The organism is Cylindrospermopsis raciborskii Cr2010 (genome assembly GCF_003367075.2).
In the GTDB taxonomy this organism is placed as follows: domain Bacteria; phylum Cyanobacteriota; class Cyanobacteriia; order Cyanobacteriales; family Nostocaceae; genus Raphidiopsis; species Raphidiopsis raciborskii.
In genome coordinates this window covers 1,484,903-1,500,473 of record NZ_CP065936.1, presented here as the reverse complement: position 1 = coordinate 1,500,473, position 15,571 = coordinate 1,484,903, and the positions used below count along the sequence as shown (strand labels likewise).

The following is a 15,571-nucleotide window of genomic DNA, read 5'->3' as shown; positions in this document are numbered from 1 at the left end:
TTAAATTATTAACCGTTGATTGCGGGAGCGGTTAATGCTACAGGTGCTACTTCACCAGCAGCTAGGTCTAAGGGGAAGTTGTGCGCATTACGCTCGTGCATTACTTCCATACCTAGGTTAGCGCGGTTGATTACGTCAGCCCATGTACCGATTACACGACCTTGAGAATCAATGATTGATTGGTTAAAGGTGCATGAGGATGTTATATATATGGTGGGGGTTTTCGCCTCCTGGAGGTATTTTATATGTATATAGACGAGTTTTTAAGTTTGTAGGTTGGGTTGACGCTAGGAAACCTAACATTAATGATTTAAACAACAATGGCGATTTCGCGTACCCAGTGCTTCGCGACTAACTGCGAATGACGGTAATAGTGCGTCCCCCTGGACTAAATAACTCCCAGGTAAGCTCTACCGAGATAGCTTGTGGAGTAGACAAACCTCTCAAGAATCATCTTGAGACTACGATGAAACAGGAAGTAGGTTCTAAAGTCCAGATCCGTGAAGTCTGGGTAGCTTTGGGTAGATCCTATAGAGCGGGTTCTAATTTTCGTGCCTCACGACTACGGAGAAATTGCTTTAATTTTGACCAACACAATTCTATCCGAGAACAGTAAGTTGGCAGAGCGATCGCATGTTGTGATGATTTAATTTTAGGGGGATACCCTAGGTAAGAGGTGCGATCGCAAACCACCCCCTACGAGCGATCGCCTGACCAATAAATGGGAGGTAAACCCTTCTAAGGCTATAGATTCCTTCCACGTTTAAAATTTAGAGAGTTAATTATGTCAAACAATAATAATTCGACAGAATCTTTAAAAGAATTACAAAATATTAGATATGAATTGGAAAACGTAAATTACGAATTAGAAAACTTAAATCGCTCAGAAGTAAAATTTTTATTAAACGAAGTTAAACAAATAAAAACGACTCATGAAGAGTTGTTAAAAGAAATAAGTTTGTTAAGAAGAAACTTGATAGATACTATTGCTAAAGGAGTTTTACTCGCTGCAATAGTCACAGCTATTTTTAGTACAATTTTTGTGGCTTGTTTATCAAGTCAATTTCGCTAAGTTTAAGTCTTAAAAACGATTTTCGTCAGGAGATAAACCAATAGCATCTTCTCAAGGAAAAATGATGATGTTGACTTCTCCCCGCTCTAAAGAGACGGGGATTGATTGGAACCGTTTTTGTGCAGAGGTTAGTTATGCCGAACGTTCCACAAGCGTACTCTAATTGGTGCAGGTGTTGAGTTTAATCAACCTAACCTACGTTCACTCAGCTTAGGTAAAAGCAAGAAACGTCAACCTTCCCCGGTTAGTTGTTCTGACTGAGTTTCCACCTTTTGTCCAATTTTTGGTTCTTTACCTGCTAATAGTCTGTCAATATTACTACGGTGACGAATAATTACATACAAACCACCAAGCAAGCTAAATATAATATAAGCCAAGGGTTGTTGAAAAACTACCATCAAAATGGAAACAGCAATTGCACCAGCAATGGAACTTAAAGAAACAATTTTAGATATGGCAATCATCACTACAAACACACCCAGAGTACCTAGACCTACTTGCCAATTTATTGCTAATAAAATACCTAAGCTGGTAGCTACTGACTTACCACCAGTAAAACCTAAAAATATGGACTTGCTATGTCCCAATATTGCCATCAACCCTACTGAGGTGACTAACCACGATTGCCATGCTTCCACATTTAAACTGCTATCCATTAAGTTCAATTGACTACTGTATAATATATACACTAAATTAATGGCTAGAACTCCTTTCAAACAGTCAATGATTAGTACAAAAGCACCTGGACCTTTACCTAAAGTTCTCAAAACATTAGTTGCACCAGTAGAGCCAGATCCGACTTGTCTAATATCAATGCCTTTTAATATTTTACCCACCAGATATCCTGTGGGAAAGGAACCCAATAGATAGGCTAATATAATTACCAACCCACACCACACAAACCAAATAGTCATAATTTACAACCTAGTTATTAGAAATCTTCATCATATCTATCTCGCATCATTTTAGGATCAGGCGCAAAAGCTAACCACAAAGGAAATTGCAATAGTCCTAAACTAACCTGCTCTTCAGAATCATCAATGATAATCAAAGGCATTTGATTAGACTTAATTAGTCTATCCGCCTTTTGGGCTAAAGCGGTAGCTGCTTCAAATAATACCACACCTCTGTCCGGACCAAAATCAGAACGACCAATACCCAAACAATCTTGTAAACCCCTGCGCCATTCCCCTAACCTTTCAGGACTATTCGCTAAAATTAGTGTACGCAGGCGATCGCCATATAGTTTGTGTAGAATTGATACTGCTGCGGAAGAAATCAAAACATTTTGCAGACGACTACTCATGGTTTGTAAAGCACCACGTCCACCCAGAGTAAAAAACCATTTAGAAACTCGTTCTACATGGACGGGTTCAAAAGTGCGTCTTAGTTGCCATGGAGGACCATAATAGTCTGGTTGATTGCGATACTGTTCTAATAGTCGCTGAATCTGCTTGGTTGTTTCCTGAAACTGTTGTTGAGCGAACTGTACACTAACAGACTGGCTTACATTAGATTTAACTTCTTTGGCAAAATCCTGCTTAACTTCCGTAGTTACCGATTTAAGTTTTTCTGGAATGGGAACAAGAGGTAATTGCTCCGCTGCGGTCACCAAGTCCTGTAAACTCCCTGTGAGGTAGTCCTTAAAACCCTGTACCCGAATTGCCAGATCCTGGGAAGTTCCTGCAAAACTTGTGCGCATTTCATTTTTAATGCGTTCTTGTCTCCGTTCTAATTGCTCCACGGATATTTGTAGATTTTGTTTACGTTGTTCTAAAAGAGATAATGACTCCTGCACTATTCTAGAAAGATTGGTTTGGGTCTCCGATACTTGACTTTGAAGCGCAATATAAGTTACTTGTAGTTGGGAGATTTCCGTTTTTAGTGCAGCTTGAGTAGATTGTAAATCAGCTACCTGTTCTGCTGTAACCGTATACAAAGAATTGAGATGGGGATCTGATTCCACCACCTGACTGACATAAGATTCAATTGGCGATAAAATTTCCGTCGGCGGTGGGGTTACAGGAGTAGTTGGTTCCTCCCACCCGTCATCCGTCAGTTTTGCAGTAGAAGATTCCTCTTGGCTCATAATCTCATCATAAAATAAATCAAGCGAGTCTATCACTATCTTGACATACTCCCTGACCAACAAGGTGACCTTAGATGTTGACAGAAAAAATTTTTTAAAAAAATACTTGACACCATCCTAGGGGTAACTGCTATAGTAGTGAAGTGAAATCAATGGGGCGTAGCCAAGCGGTAAGGCAGCGGGTTTTGGTCCCGCCATCCCTAGGTTCGAATCCTAGCGCCCCAGTTTTTAGCTTCCCAAAAATGCTATAATCACTACCATGAAGTCAAAAAAAACAACCTGCTTCATGGAATACAATAGGAGGGGAGAATGATACCTAATCCCGCTATTATGGGAGCCATAGAAAAGCTCGGCTACCGTGTTACAGTAGGTGATGTAGCTGCTAGATCTGGTTTGGGACTTGCTGAAGCAAATGAAGGAATGTTAGTTTTAGCTGCTGACGCAGGTGGGCATTTACAAGTAGCAGATACGGGGGACATTGTTTATCAATTTCCACAGAATTTTAGAACAATTTTAAGAAACAAGTATGTGCAATTGCGCTTACAGGAGTGGTGGGCAAAGATTTGGCAGGTGCTGTTTTATATAATTAGGATTTCTTTTGGTGTTTTACTGATTGCTTCAATTGTCATCATCACTTTAACTATAATTATCATTATTACTGCCAGCAGCTCAAATCGGGATGAAGATAATAGGGATGGAGGATTTAGGGGATTTGATATCTTCTTTTTTCCAGATTTGTTTTGGTATTTTAGTCCGAATTATTATAGTCAAGAAAGACGAATAGAAAGAAAAGAAAATCGGGGGAATGGGGAGTTAAACTTTTTGGAAGCAGTATTTTCCTTTTTATTTGGTGATGGTAATCCTAACAGCAAATTAGAGGAAAGACGTTGGCAACAAATTGGCAGTGTAATTACTAATAATCAAGGAGCAGTAGTTGCTGAACAAATTGCCCCCTATTTAGATAATTTAGGGGAAAAATACCAACAGGAATATGAAGATTATATGTTACCAGTTTTGGTCAGGTACAATGGTAAACCTCAGGTAAGTCCAGATGGACAAATTGTGTATTATTTTCCTGAATTGCAGGTACAAGCCAGCAAAAAAATAGATGAACCAGTAGATTTATTCTTAGAAGAGAACCCATGGCAGTTTAGTGCTGCTAATTCTGGACAAATTATGATGAGTGCCGGTTTGGGAGCGCTAAATCTGGTAGGAGCTTTAGTGCTAGGTAATTTACTCACTCAGACAGTTGGCTTAGAAGCGGGGGGACTAGTAGGTTTTGTGCAAAGTATTTATTGGTTACTGTTGAGTTATGGAATTGGCTTTTTGGGGATACCCTTGGGACGTTATTTTTGGATTCAATCGCGCAACCAAAAAATTGCCAGTCGCAACCGCGAGCGTTTAGAGCGAGTAAGAGTTCTCGCAGATCCTAGTGAGAGTTTACAAAAGAAAATAGACTTCACCCGTAACTTTGCCCAAGAAACAGTTATTGGCAAAGAAAATGTAATTTATGGTAGTGACAGAGATCTGCTAGAACAAGAATTTGAGCTTATTCCCCCTCGTGAACAGGAGGAAGAATAGCTCAATCTCAGCTTAGTTCCATTAAGTAGGGAGGCACAATTTCACAATTATTTGTAGGATGGATTAGCGGTGGCGTAACCCGTGCGGGTGTTGGGTTTCATACTTCAACCCAACCTACGTTCATCTTATATTTAATTCCACCCACCTACTTAGACAGGTCTAAAACTCACCCGCTAGGGACAAAACACATCTCTCACACAACAGGGGATGGTCTGAGGACTCTCCCAGATGAGTGGAATAATTCCAACACCTATCGCATTTCTCTCCCTCCGCATTTACCACCCCTATGGTCCAATTTTCTGTAGTTGTTGTATATTGCAATTGGGAGAGTTGGGTTAAATCCTCTGGGATTTCTACTTGTGATACTATGAGCAGGTATCTCAGTTCATCCACTCCATTCTCCCTATCCGGGTTGAAATGGAAGTCTTTGATGGTTTGAGATAGGGGTGAATGCGAATTGGTAAGGTGAACTAATATTTTGGCCTCTAAGGAGGAACCAATCCTTTTTTCCATCCGCACCTGTTCCAAGACCTTATTAACATCCGTGCGCAGCATCCTCAAAGTATGCCATTTATTTTCCAATTCAGGATTTTTCCACTGGGGATCAACCTTTACCCACCCAGCTTGAAACACTGATTTCTCACTTCTGGAATAGGGAATAAATTGCCAAATGTCTTCCGCAGTATGACACAACACTGGAGCGATCGCCCTGACTAGGTTTTCCAGGGCTATATGTAGGATTGTTTGACAACTGCGCCTTCTAAAACTATCAGCTGCGCTAATATATAATCTATCCTTGGCAATATCCAAATAAAAGTTAGACAGGTCTACAACGCAAAAATTCTGAACTGTTTGGAAAAATCGGAAAAATTGAAAGGTTTCAAAGGCTGCTGTTACTTCACTAAACACCTCGTATATACGATTCAACATGTACCGATCCAATTCCGGCAATTTTTCCAGAGAAACCGCATTTTTTTCCGGGTCAAAGTCATGTAGACTACCCAATAAAAATCTTGCCGTATTACGGATTTTATTCCTGATATCAGCTAGTTGCTTAATGATATTACCCCCTAAACGGACATCCCCGGAATAATCAACGGAGGAAACCCATAATCGCAACACATCTGCACCGTAGGCGGGGTCTTTTTTCTGATCCTTACCACCATTAATGATAATTTGTGGATCTACCACATTACCAATTGACTTACTCATTTTTCTTCCTTGTTCATCAAGGACAAATCCATGGGTCAATACGGTTTTATAGGGAGCAATGCCATTTACTGCTACGCTGGTTAATAGGGAAGACTGGAACCACCCTCGATGTTGATCTGAACCTTCTAAATACATATCAACGGGATAGGTTAGTTCCTGTCGCTGATTAGCTACAGCTGCCCAAGAAGAACCAGAGTCAAACCACACATCCATAGTATCCATACCTCGACGATATTTATGCCCATTACTACGGTAGGGTTCTGGTAAGAGTTCTGCAATTTCTAGTTCCCACCAAGCATCAGAACCTCGCTGGGCAATAATAGCTTGAACGTGATTAATGGTGTCCTCGTTTAGCAATACCTCCCCCGTTTCTTGGTCGTAGAATACGGGAATAGGAAGACCCCAAGCCCGTTGACGAGAAATACACCAATCCGATCGCTCTGCTACCATGGGGGTAATACGGTTTTCCCCTTGGGGAGGAATCCACCTTACTGAGGCGATCGCCTTTAAAGCATCCTCTCTAAAGCCATGAACTGAAGCAAACCACTGTTCTGTAGCTCGGAAGATAGTTGGTTTATTAGTACGCCAGTCATAGGGATATTTATGTTGATAAGCCTCTTCTTTTAGTAAAGAACCTGCTTGTGCAAGAGCATCAATAATTGCTTGGTTACCTTCCCCTAGAACATTCAAGCCAGCAAATTTACCAGCATCCTGAGTAAAATTACCATTTTCATCTACGGGAGCGAGGATTGGTAAGCCATAACGCTGTCCGACAATGTAATCTTCTTGACCATGACCGGGAGCTGTATGTACCAGACCCGTACCGGAATCGGTAGTAATATAATCACCACCAATAAGCACAGGACTTTCCCGGTCAAATAGGGGATGACGGTAGATAGTATGTTCTAAATCCTCACCTGCAAAACTCACCTGCACTCTCAAATCCACATTGAGAATGGTGGTCAAGCGGGGAACTAAATCAGTGGCCACAATCAGATATTTGTGGTGGAAAAGGGAAGTTTCATTAGGTAAAACCTCCACCACCGCATAATTTAATGACCCATTAACTGCGATGGCTAAATTGCCAGGTATGGTCCAGGGAGTAGTTGTCCACACAGCCAGTGCCAAATCGGGCATAAAAGGTGCCAAAACTGATTTCAGCTTTTCCGAAACCTTAATTACTGGAAAAACGGTGTAAATACTCCTAGAAACGTGTCCTTCTGGATATTCTAATTCAGCTTCTGCTAAAGCGGTTTTAGAACTGGGACTCCAATGCACAGGCTTGAGACCTCGGTAGATATATCCTTTTAAGTACATTCTGCCAAATACACCAATTTGGGCGGCTTCATACTCTGGCTGTAGGGTTAAATAGGGATGATCCCAATCACTCCATATCCCATAACGTTTAAAACTATTTAGTTGTTCCCTAACTGCTACTAAAGCAAAATCTTTTGCTTTTTGACGTAACTGTAAGGGAGTGAGATTTTGCCGTTCTGGGGACTTCATAGCTTGCAGGACTTTCAATTCAATTGGCAGTCCGTGACAATCCCACCCAGCCACGTATCTAACTTTACGACCTTGCAGTAATTGGTAACGGTTAATAATATCTTTGAGAATCTTGTTTAAAGCGTGACCAATATGCAATGAGCCATTGGCATAGGGAGGTCCATCATGAAGTATAAATAGTTCGCCCGGGTTTTCTTGAGCCAGGCGCGAGTAAATGTTATTTTCCGCCCAAAATGTTTGGATTTCTGGCTCGCGTTTTATTGCGTTTGCCCGCATATCAAAATCAGTTTGGGGGAGATTAACGGTATCCTTGTACTTTCCAGTTTCGGTCACGGTTTCATGCCTATATATTTGCTGTTATTTGGTCAATTATAGCCGTCAACCAGGTGAAGGTGGGAAAGAACGCCTATCCCACAATTAGTTTTCTAGTTTTCCCCATCATCCTTAATACGAGTTTTGCGCTCTAAAATCTCTTTTAACACCAAGGTGACCACTGCCAAAAGTGCTAACAAAACTGCTGCAGAAAAAGCCGCCTCCGTTTCATATTGTTTATAGGCATCCTCTACAAATAAAGGTAAACTTTGGGTAGTATTAGCGATGTTTCCAGATACTACAGAAACCGCCCCAAATTCCCCCATGGATCTGGCATTAGTTAAGATTAAACCATAAAGTAAACCCCAACGAATGCTGGGTAGTGTAACACGCCAAAATGTTTGCCACTCATTAGCTCCTAGGGTTTTTGCTGCTTCTTCCTGATCTTTACCAAACTCCTCCAATACTGGAATCACTTCTCTAGCAACAAATGGCATACTGACAAAACAAGTCGCTAGAACCATCCCAGGAAAGGCAAAGATAATTTGAATATCATGGGATTGCAACCAACCTCCAAACCATCCCTGTCTCCCGTATAGCAGAACAATCATTAGACCCGCTACTACGGGGGAAATGGAAAAGGGAAGGTCAATAATACTTAAAACTATTGCACGCCCAGGAAATTTATGCCGTGCGATCGCCCAGGCTGCACATAGACCAAATACAGCGTTAATAGGTACGGAAATTACTGCTAATAAGAGAGTTAACCAGGCCGCATGAAGAAAGTCTGTTTTGGTTAAGTTATTCCAGAAAGGTTCAACACCTTTAATAAAGGCTTGAACAAAAACATTAATAGCTGGAATATACTGTACCAGAAATAAATAACCAACTGCTATGGCAATTAAAACAGATGGTACCCAACTTTGCTGTTTTTGATATTGTGATTTTTGTCGTGATTTATTTGTTGTCATATCTTCTTGCCCAAGCCTGTAATAAATTAATTGCCACCAATAAAACCAGGGAAATCAGCAGTAAGACCACCCCTATTACTGTTGCACCCGAATAATCGTATTGTTCCAATCTTTGGAAAATCAATACTGGTGCAATTAAGTCTTGAAATGGTGTGTTAGAAGAAATAATCACTGTGGAGCCATATTCACCCACAGCACGGGAAAAACCTAAAGCCACTCCGGTTAAAATTGTCGGTAATAGGGGTGGCAAAATCACTTTCATAAATGTCTGCCATGGGGAAGCGCCCAAACTCCACGCAGCTTCTTCCACATCCTTTTCCATTTCTTGCAATACAGGTTGTACAGTTCGCACCACAAAAGGCAAGGATATAAATACCATTGCTACACCTACACCTAACCGAGTAAAAGAAACTTTAATTCCCCAAGGTGCCAATAGAGAGCCTAACCAACCATTATCACTGTAAACAGTCGCTAAGGTTAAACCGGCTACTGAAGTGGGTAAGGCAAATGGTAAATCTACGGTGGCATCCACAATTCGTTTTAAGGGAAAATCATACCTGACCAGAACCCAGGCCACTAGGGTTCCAAACACCCCATTAACCGCCGCCGCCAAAAGGGAAGTAATAAAAGTCACATTATAAGTGGCTAAAGCTATTTCACTGGTAGCAATTTGCCAAAACTTTGTTGGTGGTTCCGTACCAGCTTTGAGAAACATAGCCAAAACGGGTAAAAATAACATGACCAACAGGTAAAAAATAGTAATTCGCCATGTCCAAGATAAACGAGTCGCGCTATTTAACAATGTTCTGGCAAAACCTGGTCTGTTGGAGTTGCTCACATCTGTGGGTGTGGATAAGGTCATAATTCTAAATTCATAATTGATTCAACTATTTGCCCCGGGCTTGAATCTGGTCAAATAAGGCTCCATCATCAAAAAACTTTTTCTGCACGGCTCCCCAACCGCCTAAATCTTTCACTGTACTCAAAGTCTTAACGGGAGGATACTTATCTACAAAGGTTTTACTTTTTGCTACGGTAGTATTTACTGGACGAAAACCAACTTTGGCAAATTCCTCTTGAGCTTGGGGAGTAAATAAGAACTGAACAAAAGCCTCCACTACTTCCCTATTGTTATGTTTATCAACATTCCTATCTACAATCGCAATGGGATTATCAATGGAAATATTCACGTCAGGAATTGTGTAATTAACCTTCATTCCATTTTCCTGCGCTAAAAATATCTCATTTTCATAGTTAATCAAAGCATCCCCTTGACCCTGTTTAAAGAAGGCATCCGTCGCTTCCCTTGCGTCCTTTGTTAAAATGGGAACATTTTTATATGCTTGGCTCACAAATTCCTTAGCCTTGGCTTCATCACCACCAATCCTAATCACTGAGTTCCACAAAGTCAGAAAGTTCCAACGTGCTACCCCGGATGTTTTAGGATCAGCAGTAATTAGTTTTACATCATCCCTTGATAAATCAGCCCAGGTATTAATATTTTTAGGATTGCCTGGGCGGGTTACCAAAGCAGCTACAGACTGGGAAACTATAGCATTATTCGGAGCTTCTTTTTCCCAACCTGGTTGAATTAAACCTGCTTTTTCAATCTTTTTAGTGTCCAAGCCCAAAGCTAGGTGCACAACATCAGCGGGTAAACCATCAATTACCGCACGAGTTTGTGAACCAGAACCCCCATAGCTTTGTTTGAATATCACTTTTTGCCCATGCTCTTGTTGCCATTTTTCCACAAATTTAGGAATAATCGCTTCATGGGCGGTCTTTGTCACGGCGAAGGACACTAAAGTGATTTCCACCTCTTTCTTACTAGAGGAATTAGTTCCCCTATCTCCACAACCACTAACCACCACACCTAAAAATATACCTATTAAGCAAGGTGAAATAAAACTCTTGGTCGGTTTTACGCGCAGTATGCTTACGGGTAATCTACAACCCCAACCCATTTGTGTTCTCCTTGGTAATTTTAAAAATATGGGAAAGAAAACCTGACTTTGACGATAGACAATGAGGTGATTCTAGCAGGTTAGGGACAAAAGTTGCCCACTAGATCAAAAAAATTATTAGAAAATTATTAGATAAGTATTACTTATAATAAAGCTATAATCTATGATTTAATTAAATACACCGATTATACGGTAGATATTTAGTCTTTTAACTATTGATTTTGAGTGAGCGGTTTGATAGAGTCCAATCAGTAGGCTAATTACAAATTGCCTATCAACTTACAGTGGATTACAACAATCAGAGGAAAAGTTACCATGTCTATCAAAAATGTAGCGTTTTTAAAAACTACCAATACAGTGTTGGCGGTTATTTTAGGTGTTAGCACCGTATTACCCGTATTGGCGGGAAGTGCAAATCAAAACAAGTTAATTAGTCAGAAACCCAAGACCGTAGAGATTACTCTTGTAACTTATGCAGTTACAAAAGCTGCTTACAGTAAAATTATTCCCGAGTTCGTAGCCAAGTGGAAAAGGGAAAAAGGTCAAGATGTAATCATCAAAGAAAGTTATGGTGGTTCCGGTACTCAAACTCGTGCGGTGATTGATGGATTACAAGCAGACGTAGTAGGATTAGCACTAGCACTGGACACTAAGAGAATAGAAAAAGCAGGTTTGATTAACCCAGGGTGGGAAAAGGAAGCACCTAATAACTCTATAGTTACTCGGTCAGTTGTAGCCATAGAAACACGAGCAGGAAATCCTAAAGGTATTAATACTTGGAAAGATTTAACTAAACCAGGAGTAAAAATAGTCACAGCTAATCCCAAAACATCAGGAGGGGCAAGATGGAACTTTTTAGCTTTATGGGGGTCAGTGACTCGAAATGGAGGTAATGAAAAACAAGCCCTAGACTTTGTGCAGAAGGTGTTCAAAAATGTAGTAGTGTTACCCAAAGATGCTAGAGAAGCAAGTGACGCATTTTATAAAAAGAATCAGGGAGATGTACTACTGAATTATGAGAACGAACTAATTTTAGCAGCACAACAGGGTAAAGCAGATACAACCTACGCAGTGCCACCAACGAATATTTCTATAGAGGGTCCTGTAACCGTAGTGGATAAAATTGTGGATAAACGAGGTACTCGTGAAGTTTCGGAAGCATTTGTGGAATTTTTATTTACGCCACAAGCACAAAGGGAATTTGCCAAAGTTGGATTTAGACCAGTTAATTCCACAGTAGCCAAAGAGGTAGCCAGTAAATTTCCCAAAATTGTTAAGCTTTATACAGTGTCCAATTTAGGTGGTTGGGATGCAGTGCAGAAAAAATTCTTTGACGATGGTGCCATATTTGATAGAATCCAGTCTGCAAGATAATTATTAATGTTCATAGTTTTTTCCTCCCCCAATATCCCCCTAATTTTGATACCCTAGCTTAAACTGATTTGAGAAAGGTGCAAGAGTGGAAATTAAACTTGGGCGGGGAAAAAAGGCTCGCCGAGCCTATGGCATTGACGAAATTGCCCTAGTCCCCGGTAAAAGAACAGTAGATCCCAGTTTGGCGGATACTAGATGGAAAATTGGTAATATCGAAAGAGAAATACCAATTATTGCCAGTGCCATGGACGGGGTGGTTGATGTGGATATGGCTGTAAAGTTATCTGAGTTGGGAGCTTTAGGGGTTCTCAACCTAGAAGGAATTCAAACTCGCTATGACGATCCAAATCCCATTTTGGATAAGATTGCCTCTGTGGGTAAAGAAGAGTTTGTTTCCCTCATGCAAGATCTCTATGCCGAACCAATCAAGCCCGAACTAATTGAAAAACGTATTCAGGAAATTAAACAACAGGGTGCGATCGCCGCAGTTAGTGCTACACCAGCAGGAGCTGGCAAATATGGTGAAGTGGTATCTAGAAGTGGAGCAGATTTATTTTTCATCCAAGCCACGGTGGTCTCTACTGACCACATTTCACCAGAGTCCATCACCCCACTTGATTTAGTGCAGTTCTGCCATTCTATGCCCATACCAGTTATTTTAGGTAACTGTGTTACATACGAAGTAACCTTGAACTTAATGAAAGCTGGTGCTGCAGCCGTCTTAGTAGGTATTGGACCAGGTGCTGCTTGTACATCCCGTGGTGTCTTGGGTGTAGGCGTACCCCAGGCTACCGCAGTTGCTGATTGTGCTGCAGCTAGGGAGGATTTTTATCAAGAAACTGGTAAATATGTTCCCATTATTGCCGATGGAGGTTTAATTACTGGTGGAGACATTTGTAAGTGTATTGCCTGCGGTGCTGACGGAGTGATGATTGGTTCACCCTTTGCTAGAGCAGCAGAGGCGCCAGGTCGGGGTTATCATTGGGGTATGGCAACTCCTAGTCCTGTTCTTCCCCGTGGTACTCGCATTCGCGTTGGTACAACAGGTACCCTAGAACAAATTCTCAAAGGTCCAGCTGGACTGGATGATGGAACTCATAACCTGTTAGGGGCTTTAAAAACCAGTATGGGCACCCTAGGGGCTAAAAACCTCAAAGAGATGCAACAGGTGGAAGTTATAATTGCTCCTTCTTTACTAACAGAGGGTAAGGTTTATCAAAAAGCTCAACAACTGGGTATGGGTAAGTAAAGGTCAGTTAAGTTAGGTTGTGGAAAAAAAATTTGCCACTACTGTCAACAAACCTGCGAAAAACCATATCTGTAGCTTACAATAGAAATAGCGGAGACAAATGTTTCCGTTCACTCCTCACACCACACTCCGCCTGAACTTTATTTCGGGCGGTTTCTTAATTATTAGATCTTAGAATCTTAGAAGGAAAAATGAGGCACTTTCGGCAAAAGTCTCTGATCAAATCTCCAATATGTCAAGGTGTGATAGAATTGTCATAAAGCTCACAACTATATCAGATGAAGGTTTTTAGCAATGTCAGCAGCATTAGAAGTTACAGACGCTTCTTTCAAACAAGAAGTTATTGACAGTCCAATTCCCGTATTGGTTGATTTTTGGGCCCCCTGGTGTGGTCCCTGTCGTATGGTTGCCCCTGTGGTGGAGGAAATTGCTACACAGTATGCAGGAAAACTGAAAGTCGTTAAAATCAATACAGACGAAAGCCCAGATGTTGCAAGTAAGTATGGTATTCGCAGTATTCCTACACTGATATTTTTTAAAGGAGGAGAAAAGGTTGATTCCCATGTAGGTGCAGTACCTAAAACCACTTTGTCTAAAACTGTGGAAAAGATACTCGAAACAGAGCAAAAATCCACTTTGTCTAAAACTGTGGAAAAGATACTCGAAACAGAGCAAAGGGGTACAGAGCAGGGGTAAAGGTGGATTGTGGGTGTGGTGTCTAAATCCACACTGTTGCAAACTTGGCAAAAAAAAGCTATAATTTCAACCTGGGCGCGTTCTTCTTGCCCAGGAAATCTATATATTAATCTATTGAATATAAGATTATATTACATATTCTAATGTAAGGGAATTAAATATGCTGGAATTATTGGGTTCAGGTTTAATTTCTATTTGGCTGGATTTAGCGGGAATTAAAATTCAACCTGTCAGCGCTCTAGAAACACTAGCAGGACAAACCAGTCCGGGCTTTGTGATTGCCCCAGATCCAAGTCTGGTAGGAGCTATGACCACAAGGCAATATCTTCAAGGGTTAGTATCTTCTAAGTTAATCGAGCCCAATTTAGTCGGTCATCAGGGAATTTGGCTACAATCAGGTCCCATATTAATGGCCAATCACCAAGGTACTGTACCCCTACCTGCTGCATCCCTAACTAAGGTAGCTACTTCTTTAGCGAGCTTTAAAACCTTGGGTCCCAATTATCAGTTTCAAACACTAGTTGGTATTACTAGTCCTATAGTTAATCGGGTGGTCAATGGTGACTTAGTTGTTAGTAGTGGTGGCGATCCTATGTTTGTGGGGGAAGAAGCTATTGCTATTGGTAATACTTTAAATAAAATGGGTATTCAACAGATAAAGGGTAATTTGGTTGTTAGTGGCAAGTTTGCGATGAATTTCTCTAGCAATCCCAATGTAGCAGGTCAAATCTTTAAACAAGCCCTCAATCACAAAACTTGGAACCGTAATTTAACCTACCAGCATTCTATTATGCCTAAGGGAACATTGAAACCTCAACTGGTAATTAATGGTGCCATAAAGGTCGCTCCACCATCTCGCCACAATCAACTACTACCTCAAACTTTATTAATACGTCATCTTTCTTTACCACTACATCAAATCATCAAAGAGATGAATGTGTATAGTAATAATGAAATAGCTGAAATGTTATCGCAGTATATAGGTGGTGCAGATGTGGTTAGATCCATCTCATCTCAATTGGCTATGGTTCCTCAGTCAGAAATTCAATTAATTAATGGTTCTGGACTAGGAAGGGAAAATCGCATTTCTCCCAGAGCAGTTGCTGCTATGTTTATGGCACTTCAGCGAGAAGCAATGGCGAGTAATTTGAGCTTAGCTGATTTGTTTCCTACCTCTGGATTAGATAATCGCGGAACAATGCAGCATCGGAATATGCCAAATGCTACTGTCATGAAAACTGGCACTCTCAGTGATGTTAGTGCTTTGGCTGGGGTGCTTCCTACACGCGATCGCGGTTTAGTGTGGTTTACAATTATCAATCGTGGTAATCAAGTTTCTAGTTTTCGAGCTGAACAGGACAAGCTTTTACAACAACTGGCTAAGCAGTTGGCAACATATAATATTTTTCCCAAGACTCTTACCCCTCATTCGGGGAATAAATCCGTACTCTCCTTGGGATCACCCAATCGCAATGAAGTCATGTATAAAGTTCACTACACCTGCCAAAATAGAACCCTACGAAAATTGTGCTAAAAACTCCTAAC

At 40.9% G+C, this 15,571-nt stretch carries 12 protein-coding genes, 1 tRNA gene and 2 pseudogenes; 8 read left to right on the top strand and 7 right to left on the bottom strand.

Annotated elements, in window-relative coordinates:
• Positions 1-8 precede the first annotated feature (8 nt).
• Positions 9-188, bottom strand: a pseudogene (locus C6N34_RS06865) (photosystem II q(b) protein); the annotation flags it as partial.
• A 173-nt stretch (positions 189-361) separates the two neighbouring features.
• On the opposite strand from C6N34_RS06865, the gene C6N34_RS06860 reads away from it, so the two are divergent.
• Together C6N34_RS06860 and C6N34_RS06855 are read left to right on the top strand one after the other, a co-directional pair.
• Positions 362-616 (top strand): hypothetical protein, encoded by a 255-nt coding sequence (locus C6N34_RS06860; protein ID WP_147290748.1) that lies wholly within the window; start codon positions 362-364, stop codon positions 614-616.
• Between the two features lie 168 nt (positions 617-784).
• Positions 785-1,072 carry a hypothetical protein gene (locus C6N34_RS06855; protein WP_115538614.1) on the top strand — a complete coding sequence of 96 codons (288 nt, stop codon included), beginning with the start codon at positions 785-787 and terminating at the stop codon, positions 1,070-1,072.
• 230 nt (positions 1,073-1,302) lie between these two features.
• Here C6N34_RS06855 and plsY read toward each other — a convergent pair whose 3' ends face one another.
• Entirely contained in the window at positions 1,303-1,986 is a 684-nt protein-coding gene (gene plsY, locus C6N34_RS06850; RefSeq protein ID WP_115538613.1) for a glycerol-3-phosphate 1-O-acyltransferase PlsY, read from the bottom strand.
• Positions 1,987-2,003: 17 nt separating this feature from the next.
• Positions 2,004-3,161: a DUF3086 domain-containing protein gene (locus C6N34_RS06845; RefSeq protein ID WP_057177925.1), complete on the bottom strand. Its 1,158-nt coding sequence runs from the start codon at positions 3,159-3,161 to the stop codon at positions 2,004-2,006.
• 153 nt (positions 3,162-3,314) lie between these two features.
• Between C6N34_RS06845 and C6N34_RS06840 the strand changes: the two genes are divergently transcribed.
• Positions 3,315-3,386: transfer RNA gene (locus C6N34_RS06840), tRNA-Gln, on the top strand.
• 84 nt (positions 3,387-3,470) lie between these two features.
• A complete protein-coding gene (locus C6N34_RS06835) occupies positions 3,471-4,742 on the top strand; it encodes a hypothetical protein (protein ID WP_006278690.1) in 1,272 nt (423 codons plus the stop codon).
• A gap of 159 nt (positions 4,743-4,901) precedes the next feature.
• On the opposite strand, the gene ileS is transcribed toward C6N34_RS06835, so the two are convergent.
• From ileS to C6N34_RS06815, 4 genes are all read right to left on the bottom strand, one after another.
• Positions 4,902-7,793 (bottom strand): isoleucine--tRNA ligase, encoded by a 2,892-nt coding sequence (ileS, locus tag C6N34_RS06830; protein WP_115538612.1) that lies wholly within the window; start codon positions 7,791-7,793, stop codon positions 4,902-4,904.
• Between the two features lie 92 nt (positions 7,794-7,885).
• Positions 7,886-8,743, bottom strand: coding sequence for a sulfate ABC transporter permease subunit CysW (gene cysW / locus C6N34_RS06825; RefSeq protein ID WP_006278420.1), 858 nt, complete (start codon positions 8,741-8,743; stop codon positions 7,886-7,888).
• Entirely contained in the window at positions 8,730-9,605 is an 876-nt protein-coding gene (cysT, locus tag C6N34_RS06820; protein WP_057177901.1) for a sulfate ABC transporter permease subunit CysT, read from the bottom strand. Before cysT ends, cysW begins: the two co-directional genes overlap by 14 nt.
• Before the next feature lie 25 nt (positions 9,606-9,630).
• Entirely contained in the window at positions 9,631-10,707 is a 1,077-nt protein-coding gene (locus tag C6N34_RS06815; RefSeq protein WP_115538611.1) for a sulfate ABC transporter substrate-binding protein, read from the bottom strand.
• 315 nt (positions 10,708-11,022) lie between these two features.
• On the opposite strand from C6N34_RS06815, the gene C6N34_RS06810 reads away from it, so the two are divergent.
• From C6N34_RS06810 to C6N34_RS06795, 4 genes and pseudogenes are all read left to right on the top strand, one after another.
• Positions 11,023-12,081: a sulfate ABC transporter substrate-binding protein gene (locus C6N34_RS06810; protein ID WP_115538610.1), complete on the top strand. Its 1,059-nt coding sequence runs from the start codon at positions 11,023-11,025 to the stop codon at positions 12,079-12,081.
• An 85-nt stretch (positions 12,082-12,166) separates the two neighbouring features.
• Positions 12,167-13,330: a GuaB3 family IMP dehydrogenase-related protein gene (locus C6N34_RS06805; protein ID WP_115538609.1), complete on the top strand. Its 1,164-nt coding sequence runs from the start codon at positions 12,167-12,169 to the stop codon at positions 13,328-13,330.
• A gap of 294 nt (positions 13,331-13,624) precedes the next feature.
• Positions 13,625-13,945, top strand: a pseudogene (trxA, locus tag C6N34_RS06800) (thioredoxin); the annotation flags it as partial.
• Positions 13,946-14,186: 241 nt separating this feature from the next.
• Positions 14,187-15,560 (top strand): D-alanyl-D-alanine carboxypeptidase, encoded by a 1,374-nt coding sequence (locus tag C6N34_RS06795; RefSeq protein ID WP_115538608.1) that lies wholly within the window; start codon positions 14,187-14,189, stop codon positions 15,558-15,560.
• The last annotated feature ends 11 nt before the right edge of the window (positions 15,561-15,571 follow it).

Bases quoted from the DNA above. Each gene is read 5' to 3' on its own strand.
- C6N34_RS06860 (WP_147290748.1), top strand. From the start codon at position 362: ATGACGGTAATAGTGCGTCCCCCTGGACTAAATAACTCCCAGGTAAGC.
- C6N34_RS06855 (WP_115538614.1), top strand. From the start codon at position 785: ATGTCAAACAATAATAATTCGACAGAATCTTTAAAAGAATTACAAAAT.
- plsY (WP_115538613.1), bottom strand. From the start codon at position 1,986: ATGACTATTTGGTTTGTGTGGTGTGGGTTGGTAATTATATTAGCCTAT.
- C6N34_RS06845 (WP_057177925.1), bottom strand. From the start codon at position 3,161: ATGAGCCAAGAGGAATCTTCTACTGCAAAACTGACGGATGACGGGTGG.
- C6N34_RS06835 (WP_006278690.1), top strand. From the start codon at position 3,471: ATGATACCTAATCCCGCTATTATGGGAGCCATAGAAAAGCTCGGCTAC.
- cysW (WP_006278420.1), bottom strand. From the start codon at position 8,743: ATGACAACAAATAAATCACGACAAAAATCACAATATCAAAAACAGCAA.
- cysT (WP_057177901.1), bottom strand. From the start codon at position 9,605: ATGACCTTATCCACACCCACAGATGTGAGCAACTCCAACAGACCAGGT.
- C6N34_RS06815 (WP_115538611.1), bottom strand. From the start codon at position 10,707: ATGGGTTGGGGTTGTAGATTACCCGTAAGCATACTGCGCGTAAAACCG.
- C6N34_RS06810 (WP_115538610.1), top strand. From the start codon at position 11,023: ATGTCTATCAAAAATGTAGCGTTTTTAAAAACTACCAATACAGTGTTG.
- C6N34_RS06795 (WP_115538608.1), top strand. From the start codon at position 14,187: ATGCTGGAATTATTGGGTTCAGGTTTAATTTCTATTTGGCTGGATTTA.